This window comes from Streptomyces sp. NPDC003284 (genome assembly GCF_053589675.1).
In genome coordinates, this window is record NZ_JBSFSI010000014.1 from 169225 (window position 1) to 181469 (window position 12245).

A 12245-nucleotide genomic window follows, 5' to 3' on the forward strand; every position below is an offset into this window, starting at 1 on the left:
ACTTCGTCTTACCGCCTCTCCCGTCTCTCTTGCCCCTCCCGCCCCTCTTGCCCCTTGTGTCCCTGCGGGCGGCAGCGGCGGTGCCGGTCGTCCAGGCGTTCGGTGTGGCCGCGGACGTCGAGGAGTTCCAGGAGGGGGACGGCGACCCGGCGCGTGGTGTCCAGGGCCCGGCGGGCCTCGCTGAGGGTGAAGGGCTGCGGCAGCCGGCGCAGCACGGCGGCGGCTTCGGTGTCGGCGCCCGGCAGCAGGACCACGCCCTCGGCGAGCCGCAGCAGGGCGCCGGAGCGGACGGCCGCCGCCAGCTCCTTGCGGTGGAGGCCGAGTTCGGTGAGGCGGTCGGCCTCGGGTGCGCGGAAGGGCGTCTTCTCCAGTTGCCCGCGCAGGGCGTCGACGGCGGCTGCCAGCGGTGGGGGCAGCGCCGGGCGGAGGCTGCCCCGGGCGTACAACCGGCCTTGTTCGGAGACGAGTCCGCGCTCGCCCGGGGTGCGGACGAGGGCGTCGACCAGAGTCCGGTCGGGCAGGCCGAGGAGGTGGCGGGCCGCCTCGGCGGGCAGGCCCGGTTGCATGGGGTGCTGTCGCGCGTGCCGTTCGACCTCGGCGGTCAGCCGTGCGCGCAGGCCGGTCCAGTGCTCCGGGTCGGCCAGCCAGTCGCCGGTGCCCGGCGCGGCCGGTGCGGGTACGCCCATCGCCAGCAGCTCGGCGCGGCGCACGAGCCCGCGGCGGCGCAGTTCCGCCGCGCCGTCCGGCTCGCCGGTCGTGCGGGCGAGGTCCGCCGCGCGGGCCCGGCCCGCGCCGCGCCGTGCCAGGCGCGGCGGGCGGACGTCGAGGACGGTCACGGCGCAGGGCGGGCGGGTGCCGCCCGGCTCGCGCAGCACCGCGCGGTCCCCGACGCGCAGCGGCAGTCGCCGGCCCAGCGTCAGCCGCGCGGTGTCCTCGCCCAGCGGGCGCACGGTCACCGGGACGGCCGCCGTGCCGAGGTGCAGCTGGACCTCCCGGGGCAGTTCACCGGCCGGGACGCCGCCGATCCGGACGTCGGCGACCTCGGTGAGCAGCCAGCGGTCCGGGGTCAGCAGCACCTCGCCGCGGCGGAGCGCGCCGTCCGGGGCGCCGTGCACGTTGACCGCCACCCGGGCGACGCCGCTGACGTCCGTGCGCTGTTCCTGGAGGCATTGCAGGCCGCGCACCCGCAGCGCGGTCGTGCCGTCCGAGGTGACCAGGCGGTCCCCGACGCGCAGGGTGCCCGCGCCGAGCGTGCCGGTCACGACGGTGCCGTGGCCGCGCATCGTGAAGGCGCGGTCCAGCCACAGCCGTACGTCGGCGTCGGCCGGCGGCACCGGCAGGGCGCGGGCGAGGCGGGTCAGCTCGGTGCGCAGCGTGTCCAGACCGGCACCGGTGACCGCGCTCACCGCGACGGACGGCACGGTGCCCAGCGAGGTGGCGGCCAGCCGCCGCAGGGCGTCGGCGCGCACCGGAGCGGGATCGGCGAGGTCGCCGCGGGTCACGGCGAGCACGGCGTGCCGCACGCCGAGCGCGTCGAGGATCGCCAGGTGTTCGGCGGACTGGGCCTGCCAGCCCTGGTCGGCGGCGACCACGAAGAGCACGGCGGGCACCGGGCCGACCCCGGCGAGCATGGTGGCGACGAACTTCTCGTGTCCGGGCACGTCGACGAAGGCCAGGTGCTCGCCGTCCGGCCCGGCGGGCGTCCACACGAAGCCGAGGTCGAGGGTGAGCCCGCGGCGGCGCTCCTCCTCGTGGCGGTCGGGTTCCATCCCGGTCAGGGCCCGCACCAGGGCGGACTTGCCGTGGTCGACGTGCCCGGCGGTGGCCAGGACCCGCATGGCCGCCCCGCCTACCTTTCTGCGGCCCGGCGTGCGGTCCGGGCCCGGCGTACGGCCTCGGCCAGCGGTTCGTCGTCCTCGGGCGGCACCGCCCGCAGGTCCAGCAGGCAGCGCCCGGCCTCGACGCGTCCCACGACGGGCCGCGGACCGGCGCGCAGCGCGGCGGCGTACGGCTCCGGCAGGGACAGGGCCGCACTGGGCAGCTCCACTCCGGGAGCACCGCCGCCACCGACCGCGGCCGCGCAGGCGACGGCCCGTACGTCGACGCCGGTGCCGTGCAGCGCGTCGGCGAGCCGTTCGGCGCGGCGCGTCAGTTCGCCCGCGTCGGCGGTGAGGGCTGTCTCGGTCGGGGTGGCGGGGCCCGTCAGGGTCGCCTCCAGCGCGGCCAGGGTCAGTTTGTCGACCCGCAGGGCGCGGGCCAGGGGATGGCGGGCGAGGGTGCCGACCAGGCCGGCGTCGCCGAGGAGGAGGCCGCACTGCGGTCCGCCGAGGAGTTTGTCGCCGCTCGCGGTGACCAGCGCCGCTCCGGCCCGCAGCTCGGTCGCGGCATCGGGTTCCCCGGGCAGCAGCGGGTGCGGGGCGAGCAGTCCGGAGCCGATGTCCACGACGACGGGGACGCCCAGCGCCGCCAGCTCCCGGGTCCGCGCGGCGCGGGTGAAGCCGGTGACGCGGAAGTTGGACGGGTGGACCTTCAGGACGCAGCCCGTGCCGGGGCCGACGGCGGCGGCGTAGTCGGCCGCGTCCGTACGGTTGGTGGTGCCGACCTCGCGCAGCCGGGCGCCGGTGGAGACCAGCAGGTCGGGCAGGCGGAAGCCGTCGCCGATCTCCACCATCTCACCGCGGCTGATGACGATCTCCCGGCCCGCGGCGAGCGCGGTGGCGGCGAGGACGAGGGCGGCGGCGCCGTTGTTGACGACGTGCGCCGCGGCGGCGTCCGGCACCCGGGCGCGCAGCGCGGCCAGCGCGGAGCGGCCGCGACGGGCCCGGGTGCCGGTGGCCAGGTCGAGTTCGACGTCGGTGGGTCCGGCGGCGTCCCGCACCGCCCGCCGGGCCGCCTCGGACAGGGGCGCCCGGCCGAGGTTGGTGTGCAGCAGGACGCCGGTGGCGTTGATCACCGGGCGCAGTCCCCCGGCGGTGGGCGGCAGCAGCGCGACCGCCGCGTCCGGTACGTCCTCGGGCGCCAGGGTGCCGTGCCGTGCCCGGTCCTGGGCCTGCCGGACGGCGGCCTTCACGGGGTCCGGTCCGAGCCGCTGCGCTGCCCGGACCAGGCGGGGATCGCGCAGTACGGCGTCGGTGCGGGGCACGCGCCGCCGTACGTCGCCGTCACCGGGGCCGGAGCCGGGGCCGGGGCCCGTGGCCGCTGCCTCCCCCGGGCCGGACGGGTCCGAGGTGCCGAGCCGCTCGGGCTGTTCGGGCTGTTCGGAGGGGCTGGGCCGTTCGGGTCGGCCGGGTCCTTCTTGGCCGCGCCGGTTGCGCCGTCCCGCGACCCGCTGGTCCACGCCGTCCCTCCGTTCCGGGCCGCGCCCGTTCTCCGGCCGTCCGAGCGGCCCATCGTCCCTCAACGGCCGCGGTCCTCCGCACGACACGCCGGAACCCGGCGGCGGCGGAGGACACGCGCGGACGCGGTGGCGGGAGCGTCAGGTGCTGAGCAGGCGGTTGAAGAACGATCGGTAGTGGCGCAGCGCCTTGCGCAGGTCCTCCGTGTCGACCCGTTCGCCCTGGCTCCACTGGCTCTCCAGCTCCTGCTTGTGCCGGGAGAAGGTCGCGGCCAGGGTCTGCATGACGTCGGCCACCAGGGCGTCGGCGGTGTGCACGGCCTCCCTCGGGTCGTCCACGAACTGGCTCTGGATCTCGTGCCAGCGCTCACGGAAGCCCTGCTCGTCCTCCGGGGTGAGCAGCCGGGGGGCCGCCTCTCCCTCGTCGGCGGCCGCGCCGGTGCTCCCGGCGGCCGCGTCGGTGCGGCCGGTGTCCGGCGCGGCGGGCCGCGAGTCCGGCCGTTCCCGGGCGGCGGACGTATCGGCCGCGCCCTCCGTGCCAGGTGCCGTGCCGGGTGCCGTACCGGCGGTGTCCCGGGCACCACCGGACATCCGGTCGCGGTCCGGTGTCTGCTCCCTGCGCACCGTGCCGGTGCTCTCACCGGGGTAGACGGGGGCCCTGCGGGCACCGGTCCGCTGCTCCTCCGTCTCCGGCGCGGGGGCACCAGAGGGCTGTGCCAGGTCCTCGGTGGACAGGCCGCCGCTGAAGCGGCGCGGTTGGTCCTTGTCTGCGTGCATGGTGTTCCTCCCTGCCCGGCCGGTGCCGCGGGGGCGCCGGCCGGTGTGGCAGGCCGGGTGTCAGGACCGGGCGGGCTGCGCCCGGCCCCCGTCGGAGAGCAGTTCGTCGAAGAGGGCGCGGTAGTGCACCATGGCCCCCCGCAGCTGCTCGGTGGTGGCCTTGCTCCTGGTGCTGAGCGTCTCGACCTCGTGGGCGGCCCGGTAGTGCTCCAGCGTGCTGCCGTGCTCCACGGAGAGGTCGGCCGCCTGCTGTTCGAACCCCTCGGTCGGATAGCCCCGCTCGTGCATCAGCGAGGTGACGAGCCGGTCCGCGTCGTGCACCGCCTCCGCGGGCCGGTCGACGAACTCCTCCTGGACGCCGCTCCACTCACGCGTGTAGCGCTCCCGCGAGACGGCGGGCAGCGGCTTGATGTCCAGCGAGTCGTGCCGCCGTTCGCGTTCCTTGAGTTCGCGCTCACCGGCTCTGCGGCTCTCGGCGCCGCCGACGGTCCGTTCGTACTCGGGCCCGAAGCGCTGGCGCAGACGGCGACGCCTGGTCAGCAGGGAGGCCGCCACGGCGACGAGTGCCAGGACGACGACGACCGGGATGATGATGGCGAGAAGTGTTCCCGTGGACATGTGATGCACCCCCTTGGGCACTGTTCCGCGTGCCCGTCCTCGGGTATGTCATGCGCGGATCCCCTTTCCCACTCGCGTTCCCTCTGGCGCTCGGCGGCCGTCCCGCTCGCGCTCGGCGGCGGGATTCCGCACGGGCCGCACGCGGGTCGCGCACGGGTTCGGCGCTCAAGATGCCGACCCGCGAACGGGCGACTAGCGTCTACCAGTGAGAGCCGCAACCGGGGGCACGCCCCGTCCGGCCAGGTCTCCGTAGAGGGGCCCGTCGCCGCGGTACCGGCCCGTGAGAGTTCACGCGGACGGCACGGCGGTGCCGGAGACCGGGACGTGCTTCTCACTCCAGCGGCGACGCCTACGACCGCGCCGCACATTCTCTGTACAGGGCGCGGCCATCAATCCCGTGCGGTCGATCCATTGCACGGGACGATGGAAGGAAAGGTATTACTCATGCGAGCACAGCGCGTCAAGCGCCTCTTCGCCGTGTCCGCGGCCGGCATCGTGATGGCCGGCGGCGCCGCGATCGGCGCGGCCGGGACCGCTTCGGCCCATGACTCCGGCTACGACTCCCACCACAACTCCGGTTACAGCAGGGACTGCTCCGACCGGGGTGGCTGGTGGAACGACTGCAACGACTACGGCGACCACCGCGGCGACCGTGGTGACCACGGCGACCACCGCGGCGACTACGGTGACCACGGACGTGGCGGCGACCACGGACGCGGTGACCACGGTGGCGACCATGGCGGACGTGGCGGCGACCACGGCGGTGACCACGGCGGCGGCCGCGGTGGTGGCGGTCATGGTGGCGGCGGCCACGGCGGTGGCGGCGGTCACGGACGCTGACCCCGGCACATCACAACCGATCACGGCGTGCGGCCCGGTCATCCGGACCGCACGCCGTGCGGTGTCGTCCAGGACGATGTCCTGCTAGCCGGGTGCCATGGCGCTGTTGCCGTGCTGCCGGCGCACCGCGACATCGAGGTGCCGGGCTCGCCAGGTGCTCAGCAGCCAAGCGGACGGCAACTGGAGCGTGAGCAGAGCGAGACCTGCTGTGGCAAAGGCGTCGTCGGCCGGTGCGGCGGCTTCGTCCCGCCAGGCGGAGAGACCCGCCCAGAGCAGAAGGATCAGCAGGTAGACACATCCGTCGACCAGCGGGATGCGCCACTGCGGTACGGCAGGGGTGAAACGGCGCGTCAGGGTCAGGGTGAGCGTGGCGGCGGCCAGGAATACATAGGAAAGGGAGTTCGCCGGCCACTGCGCTACCCAGGACCCGAGACCGCCTGCCGCCGCTGACCAGGCGAGATCGACCACGGCTCCGATCGTCCAGGAGCCGATGACAACGGTCAGCGCATAGGTGACGGCGCTGCGCCAGGTGACGGTCATGCCACGCTCTTCCGTTCGTAGGCCCAGGGAGCACCCTGCGCGGTGATCCGCTTCCAGGGTCAGTGTCCTCCTTTCCCCGGGGCAGGCCGAATCCGGTCCCTACTTGTAGTGGCCGTAGTAGCCGGTCAGATTCGCCAGCTCGCATCCGGCCGGCCCTGACCCGGACAGGCACCAGGGGCTGGCGGCCTTGGCCTTGTACACGTCGGTCACCCGGCCGCCGTTGTAGATGTAGATGTAGTGGCTGGGCATCCGCCGGTGGTCACCGGAACGGATCTCCCAGTTGCCGTTCGAGCGGATCTTGAACTGCAGGGCTCCGTCGATCGCGTTGGGCAGCTTCTTGCTGCAGAACGGGTTGGTGGCGTGCGTCACCATGCGGATGTCCACATAGCCCGATCCGCTGCCGAGTTTGCGGACCTGCATCTTGCTGCCGGACGCGGTGCGCTTGGCCACGAGCTTGCCGGTCTTCTTGTTGTACACGTGCGTGGCGCCGATGCTCGTGTATCCGTCGACCTTCCTGCTCTTCCAGGTGATCACGGCGTTGGCGGTGGTGCGATAGCTGGAACTGCGCCAGTCGAAGCCGCGGTTGTCGCCGCCGAAGGTATAGCCCTTGCCGTAGGTGCAGACCGCCTTTCCGGCGGCCAGCGGGGCGTCCAGGCGCTTCTGCGCGATGAACGTCGTCCACGTCAAGGTCGTGGTGGTCGCCGCTGCGGCGGCGCCGGCGCGGGCCGTGGCGGACGTGCGCATCGCCGCGAGGTCCGACTGCCCCTTCTCGGAGGCGGGGACGCTCACGCTCAGTCCGAAGGTGCGGGCCTGCGCGGCGTCACCGATCAGCTGCGGAACGATCCGGTACTGATACACCGCGCCCGGCCGCACCGTGGTGTCACGGAAGCTGGTCGATCCCGCCGGGAGCTCCGCGAGGACGATGTCACCGCGGAGCACCGTGTAGCGGGCCTCGCGCGCATACGCCTTCCAGGCGAGGTCCACGAAACGGGGGTTCGCGGCGCTGATGGCCCCCTCGGATGTCATGGAGCTGTCCACCACAGCGGTCTGTCCGGACGGTGCGGTCCGAACGCTGAAGTCCTGCCGGTTCGCGACGAGAGAGGCCGTGCCGGTCACGTCACGGTAGGTGGCCGCGTCCAGACCGAAGGCAGCCTTCGTGTCCACGGGGTGCGCGGCGGGAACCGCGGAGGCAGTGGTGACTGTCGGGCCGAGCACCACGAGCGGCACGATCGAGACGGCAGCCAGTCGACGTATGGCCAGGTGGTTTCGGCATGAAGGCGCAGAGATGCGCATGGATCCCCCAGTTCGGTGCGCGTATCGGTCGGTCGAGATCGTAGCCAAAGTCCGCACACGCGTGCGATTCAATTACAGCGATCACCTGGAAGCAGCTCCGGCGAACCAGACCGGCGGATCCCGGCGAAAGGTGCTCCCGGCTGGTCCAGTCCCCCCGTACGGCTTGCCGCCCAGGCTTGTACGACATGTCGTCCAACGTGGGCGCCCGTACGATGCCGGCGGGTCAGGAGGTCGGAGCGACGAGCATGCGCTCGGTTCCCAGCCGTGTGGCGCCGGTGTCGGTGTACATGGTGGTCTCCCCGTCGGACCAGCGGATGAGGAGGTCGTCGGTGCGGCCGTTCGCGGTGTAGTTGCCGGTCGCCATGGCCATGTCGTGTGTCCAGGTTCCGTTGGGGTTCAGGATCCGTTGTTCCTGTCCGAGGCCTGACGCGGTGGTGCCGACGTAGTTGTCGAGTTCACCGTCGGTCCAGCGCACCATGAGGTCCCATTTCTGGTTGCCGGAGAACTCGCCGCTGGTCAGGAGTGTGGCGTCCTTCCAGGTTCGGTTGGGGTCCTTGAGCTTGTGCTCCTGGCCGAACGTGCCGGCGCTGACGTTGGTGTAGAGGCTCAGTTCACCGTCGGTCCAGCGCACGATCAGGTCGGTGACGTACTGCGAGGCCGCGAAGCGGCCCGCGGCGATCTGGGTGGCGTTCCTCCAGGTGTCGTTGGGTTTGATCATCTGGGTGCCGTCCCAGTTCAGGCCCTTGCTGCCCACATCCCCGTACAACGTCACCTCGCCGTCCACCCAGCGCACCAGCAGGTCGAACTGGTTGGACCCGGTGAAGTCTCCGGCGGTGACGGTCTCGGCGTGCTGCCAGGTCCCGTTCGCCGCCAGCAACTGCCGCTCATTGTCGTAGCCGCCGCGCCCGTTGCCGGGGTAGAGGGTGACCTCGCCGTCCGTCCAGACCACGATCATGTCGCTGTGGCCGGTCTGCCGGAAGTCACCGGAGGCCACCAGCTCGGCGTGCTGCCAGGTGGATGCCGTGCCGGGCAGATGAGGGTCGCCCGACCCCGCGTAGGGCGGCTTCGTGGCCACCTGCTGATGGGCAGCGGCGTGGTCGAACAGATCCTGGGCGTCGGCGCCGTAGACCGGCGCGTACGTCACCCAGTCGACGTTGGCGTCGTTGCCGCCGCCGTTGTATCCGCCTGTGTTGCCGATGACCTTGCCGGTACCGGTGGTGCTGTCGTAGTCCTCGATCCAGGGGCCGCCGGAGACACCTCCGTGGAAACCCTTGCAGGTCATGCGCATCTGCCGGAAACCGGGCAGCTGGGATGTGGTGACGGGACAGCGGACGGGCACGTGATCGGGGTTGACGGCGCCGGAGCCGGGATAGCCGATGACGGTGACCTTGTGGTTGTAGCTGCTGGTGGGCGTGAAAGTGAGAGCGCCTGTGACGTCTTCGACCTTGCCGCGGCTGGTGGCATCGACCTGAGCGAAAGCCAGGTCGAGGTCGGACGTGTCCGTCTTGGTGTTCGACGCGTAGCGCTTGTCCAGATATATCTGGGCGACAGGGAAGACGCCGTAGGGCTGCTCCGGGGCGGAGCTGCCGACGCGGTACTGCGGCACGAAGATGCGGTGACTCGCCGACTGCAGGCCGAGTCCGCAATGCCCGGCGGTCAGAACGATGTCCTTGGCGGCCGTGTGAACGACGCTGCCCGTGCAATAGGTTGTCGGACCGCCCAGCGGCTTGCCGTCGAAGAAGAAGGTTCCCACCACCGAGTGGCCGGGGAAGTGCTCGGAATCGGGTGTTCCGGATGGCGCCGCCAGGTTGCCGGCGGCCCGCTGTGCGATCGATGCCGTACCGGTCACGGCCGGTGCGGCATCGATCGCCACGGCGCTGTCCATGCGGTCCGCGGTCCAGTACTTCTCCTCCTCACCGAGGACCGGTCCACCCGAGGGTGTGGTGGAACCGGCCGACGGACTGGTAACCGGCCGACGGACTGGTGGAGCCGGCGGGGAGGCCGTTCGGCTCTGCGGCGGCCCCCGCGATCGCCGATGAGGCCGAGGGCATGGGCGACTGCGACGCCACATACCGGCCGACGCCGGAGGCCGTGCGCGCGACCGAAACCGTGGGAAGTGGAGTTCCGGTCACAGCGGACGCCGGACCGGCGCCGAGTACGCCCCCACACAGTCCGAGAGCGAGAGCCAGAGCCGGAATCCATCTGCATCTGGAACGCAACGAGGTGTCCTTCCGTCTTGAAGCAAGCCGAACATGGAGCGAGAGCACGTCACCTCACTCGCACACCAGTTCGTTATTGAAGATCGCAAGAATACCGACACGACGCACCTGACACAGCGTCAAAAGGCAGGACGGGAACAGCGATGGAAAGACTCCGTGCCGCAGCATGGACGGCACTCCCGCTCCTGGTGTCCCTCCTGGCTGTGGGGCCGGCCTCGGCAGCGGAGCCGGCGTCCTCGGTCACCTACCGGGGCGTCACATCGGTACGGCCCGGCGACCGGCTGACGGTCAACGCCGAACAGGGCGAGGCGGGATACGGCGACACCATGCACTCATCCGCGTTCATCGCGGCAGGCGAACTGCGCATGACGGATCCGCTGCTGACCACCACCGTCACCATCGCCTGCGAGGCCAGGCCAGGCACCTACCCGGTCCTGCGGCGCGGCGCAGGAGACGTCGGCCCCGACGAACACCCTTTCCGCTGGGCGCGGGTCCGAGTCATACCGATCGACGAGGCCGCGCGCCGGGCCTGCCCCGGCAAGGTGAAGGAACTGCCCCCCACCGACCCGGAGGAACGCTGGGCTCCGGGCACCACCTGGCCCCAGTCGGAATGGGACGTACGGACGTTCCGGGCCGGCAGCCGCATCACGATCACCGACAACTTCGACGAGGGCAGCGACGGCTCCATCACCCTCACCTCCGATGCGTTCACCGACCGGCCCGTCCTCCGCGGCGACAGGGCCGTCCTGACCGCCACCACCACCCTCAAGTGCGAAGCCACCTCAGGCCTCCACGTCGTCTACCGGCACGACGCGGATCAAGAAGGCCCCGCCAGACCGTGGGCCCGGCTGCGCATCACCCCTGCCGCCCGTGGCGACGCATGCTCCAGCCGACCGGCGGCAGCGCACTCCGCCGAGGCGTCCCGCGGCACGGCGATCGCATGGGCCGCGGGCGGTGCGCTCCTCGCCGCCATCCTGGCCGCAGTGGTCCTCCTGCTCAGCCGTTCCCGCCGCGCCAAGGCCGCCTGAGTCCAGGCCGACGCCCCTCCGCCGCCCCCGTGCCCCAGACGGTGTCGCGCACAGGTGATCCCCCGCCGCGCCGTGCACCGAGCGCCGCACTGCAGCGTCGATACCCCGACAGGTCCGGGGACGCGGGTGACCGTCGGATGTCCTGGACCGGAGCTGACCGGACGGGCGAGACGGCGCCTGCGAGAACTTCGTGAACGGTACTCATGCGGACCCCGCCTGCGGAGCGGTCCAGGACCCCGACCTTGCCGTACGCGGTCCAGGCCCGGACCGGGCAGATCTCGGGATCGTCGGCGTAGCGGATCTTCATGTCGCGCACCGAGTGCTTGGTCGTGCCGGGGAGCACGGCGACGGCCAGGCCGTCCGGGTGCGGGGTGACGTCGGCGGTCAGCAGTCCGGCCGGGTACTAGGCCGGGCGCCGCAGCGCCTGGAGGACCGCCCAGACCACCGAGACGAAGGGGACCGCGACGATCGCGCCGATCACCCCGGCGACGATGCTGCCCGCGATCACGGAGACCGCGACGACCAGCGGGTGCAGGCGGACCGCCCAGCTCATCACCAGCGGATGCAGGACATGGCCCTCCAGTTGGCCGATGACGACGATGAGCACGATCACGGCCAGCGCGGTGAGCGGGCCGCGTCCGGCGAGGGCGACCACGGTGGCCACCGCGAGCGCGATCGGTGAGCCGACCAGCGGGATGAAGGCCGCGAAGAACTCCAGCAGGGCCAGCGGCAGTGCGAGGGGCACCCGCAGCACGAACAGGGCGACGCCCACGAGGACGGCGTTGGTGGCGGCCACGATGATGATGCCGCGGGTGTACCCGGCGAAGGCCCGCCAGGCCGCCTGCCCGGCCCGTTCCCAGACCGGCCGGGCGCCGACGGGCAGCTGATCGCGCGCCCAGCGCCACAGGCGTTCCCCGGAATGGATGAAGAAGACCGAGGTGAACAGGGCGAGCGCGCCCGCCGTGACCAGTTCGACGAGCCGCCCCAGACCGCTCACCGCGCTGTCGAAGAGGCTCGCGCGGTGGGCGGAGAGATAGGACAGGAACTGGTTCTGGAGCGCGGAGAGCCGGCCCGGACCGATCCGGAACGGCGAGCGCTGGAGCCACTGTTCGATCCGGTGGATGCCGCCGGTCAGCTCGTTCGTCAGCCGGCCCCACTCCCCCGCCACCGCCCCGGCCACGAAGGCGAGCAGCGCGAAGAGCACCAGCAGGGAGAGCACCAGTACGACGGCCACGCACAGCGGACGGGGCAGCACCCGGTTCAGCCGGTCGGCGGCCGGGCGCAGGACCGAGGTGACGACCAGCGCGACGAACACGGCCACCGCGATGAGCTGGAAGCGGCCCAGCACGGTGAAGACGCCGTAGACGGCGGCGCCGACCAGGATGAGGCGCCAGGCGTAGGCGGCGGCGACGCGCAGCCAGGGGACGGTGCGCTCGGCGCGCGGGTGCTCGGCGGGCGGGGCGGTCCGCTCGGGGCGCGGTCGCGGCGGGATCCTCGTGGAGTGCGCCGGTCTGCTGCCCAGGACCATGTCGCCCGGCCGGCGCCCGCGGCCCCGCCCGGCCGCCGCACCGCCCGCATCCGCCACCGCGCCTCCCG

The 12245-nt window shown here is 72.6% G+C and carries 10 protein-coding genes; 2 read left to right on the plus strand and 8 right to left on the minus strand.

What is annotated here, in order from left to right; translation table 11 throughout:
- Nucleotides 1-8 precede the first annotated feature (8 nt).
- The 4 genes from ACWDYF_RS26720 to ACWDYF_RS26735 form a co-directional block, all read right to left on the minus strand.
- On the minus strand, nt 9-1838 hold the full coding sequence (locus tag ACWDYF_RS26720; RefSeq protein WP_389472110.1) for a SelB domain-containing protein: 1830 nt from the start codon (nt 1836-1838) through the stop codon (nt 9-11).
- Nucleotides 1839-1849: 11 nt separating this feature from the next.
- A complete protein-coding gene (selA, locus tag ACWDYF_RS26725) occupies nt 1850-3142 on the minus strand; it encodes an L-seryl-tRNA(Sec) selenium transferase (RefSeq protein ID WP_389472194.1) in 1293 nt (430 codons plus the stop codon).
- Between the two features lie 333 nt (nt 3143-3475).
- Nucleotides 3476-4111 carry a hypothetical protein gene (locus ACWDYF_RS26730; RefSeq protein ID WP_389472107.1) on the minus strand — a complete coding sequence of 212 codons (636 nt, stop codon included), beginning with the start codon at nt 4109-4111 and terminating at the stop codon, nt 3476-3478.
- A 60-nt stretch (nt 4112-4171) separates the two neighbouring features.
- Nucleotides 4172-4729 carry a hypothetical protein gene (locus tag ACWDYF_RS26735; RefSeq protein ID WP_018566487.1) on the minus strand — a complete coding sequence of 186 codons (558 nt, stop codon included), beginning with the start codon at nt 4727-4729 and terminating at the stop codon, nt 4172-4174.
- A 444-nt stretch (nt 4730-5173) separates the two neighbouring features.
- On the opposite strand from ACWDYF_RS26735, the gene ACWDYF_RS26740 reads away from it, so the two are divergent.
- The gene (locus ACWDYF_RS26740) at nt 5174-5569 is read left to right on the plus strand and encodes a hypothetical protein (protein ID WP_381744696.1); all 396 of its coding nucleotides are present in this window, start codon (nt 5174-5176) and stop codon (nt 5567-5569) included.
- A gap of 84 nt (nt 5570-5653) precedes the next feature.
- On the opposite strand, the gene ACWDYF_RS26745 is transcribed toward ACWDYF_RS26740, so the two are convergent.
- From ACWDYF_RS26745 to ACWDYF_RS26755, 3 genes are all read right to left on the minus strand, one after another.
- Nucleotides 5654-6109 carry a hypothetical protein gene (locus ACWDYF_RS26745; RefSeq protein WP_389472099.1) on the minus strand — a complete coding sequence of 152 codons (456 nt, stop codon included), beginning with the start codon at nt 6107-6109 and terminating at the stop codon, nt 5654-5656.
- Between the two features lie 99 nt (nt 6110-6208).
- Nucleotides 6209-7402, minus strand: coding sequence for a hypothetical protein (locus ACWDYF_RS26750; protein WP_389472096.1), 1194 nt, complete (start codon nt 7400-7402; stop codon nt 6209-6211).
- A gap of 223 nt (nt 7403-7625) precedes the next feature.
- Nucleotides 7626-9287 carry a trypsin-like serine peptidase gene (locus ACWDYF_RS26755; RefSeq protein WP_451584304.1) on the minus strand — a complete coding sequence of 554 codons (1662 nt, stop codon included), beginning with the start codon at nt 9285-9287 and terminating at the stop codon, nt 7626-7628.
- Between the two features lie 477 nt (nt 9288-9764).
- Here ACWDYF_RS26755 and ACWDYF_RS26760 point away from each other — a divergent pair, with 477 nt between their 5' ends.
- On the plus strand, nt 9765-10649 hold the full coding sequence (locus tag ACWDYF_RS26760; protein WP_389472089.1) for a hypothetical protein: 885 nt from the start codon (nt 9765-9767) through the stop codon (nt 10647-10649).
- A 403-nt stretch (nt 10650-11052) separates the two neighbouring features.
- Here ACWDYF_RS26760 and ACWDYF_RS26765 read toward each other — a convergent pair whose 3' ends face one another.
- The gene (locus ACWDYF_RS26765) at nt 11053-12234 is read right to left on the minus strand and encodes an AI-2E family transporter (protein WP_389472086.1); all 1182 of its coding nucleotides are present in this window, start codon (nt 12232-12234) and stop codon (nt 11053-11055) included.
- Between the last annotated feature and the right edge of the window lie 11 nt (nt 12235-12245).

Bases quoted from the DNA above. Each gene is read 5' to 3' on its own strand.
- ACWDYF_RS26720 (WP_389472110.1), bottom strand. From the start codon at position 1,838: ATGCGGGTCCTGGCCACCGCCGGGCACGTCGACCACGGCAAGTCCGCC.
- ACWDYF_RS26730 (WP_389472107.1), bottom strand. From the start codon at position 4,111: ATGCACGCAGACAAGGACCAACCGCGCCGCTTCAGCGGCGGCCTGTCC.
- ACWDYF_RS26735 (WP_018566487.1), bottom strand. From the start codon at position 4,729: ATGTCCACGGGAACACTTCTCGCCATCATCATCCCGGTCGTCGTCGTC.
- ACWDYF_RS26740 (WP_381744696.1), top strand. From the start codon at position 5,174: ATGCGAGCACAGCGCGTCAAGCGCCTCTTCGCCGTGTCCGCGGCCGGC.
- ACWDYF_RS26745 (WP_389472099.1), bottom strand. From the start codon at position 6,109: ATGACCGTCACCTGGCGCAGCGCCGTCACCTATGCGCTGACCGTTGTC.
- ACWDYF_RS26750 (WP_389472096.1), bottom strand. From the start codon at position 7,402: ATGCGCATCTCTGCGCCTTCATGCCGAAACCACCTGGCCATACGTCGA.
- ACWDYF_RS26755 (WP_451584304.1), bottom strand. From the start codon at position 9,287: ATGGACAGCGCCGTGGCGATCGATGCCGCACCGGCCGTGACCGGTACG.
- ACWDYF_RS26760 (WP_389472089.1), top strand. From the start codon at position 9,765: ATGGAAAGACTCCGTGCCGCAGCATGGACGGCACTCCCGCTCCTGGTG.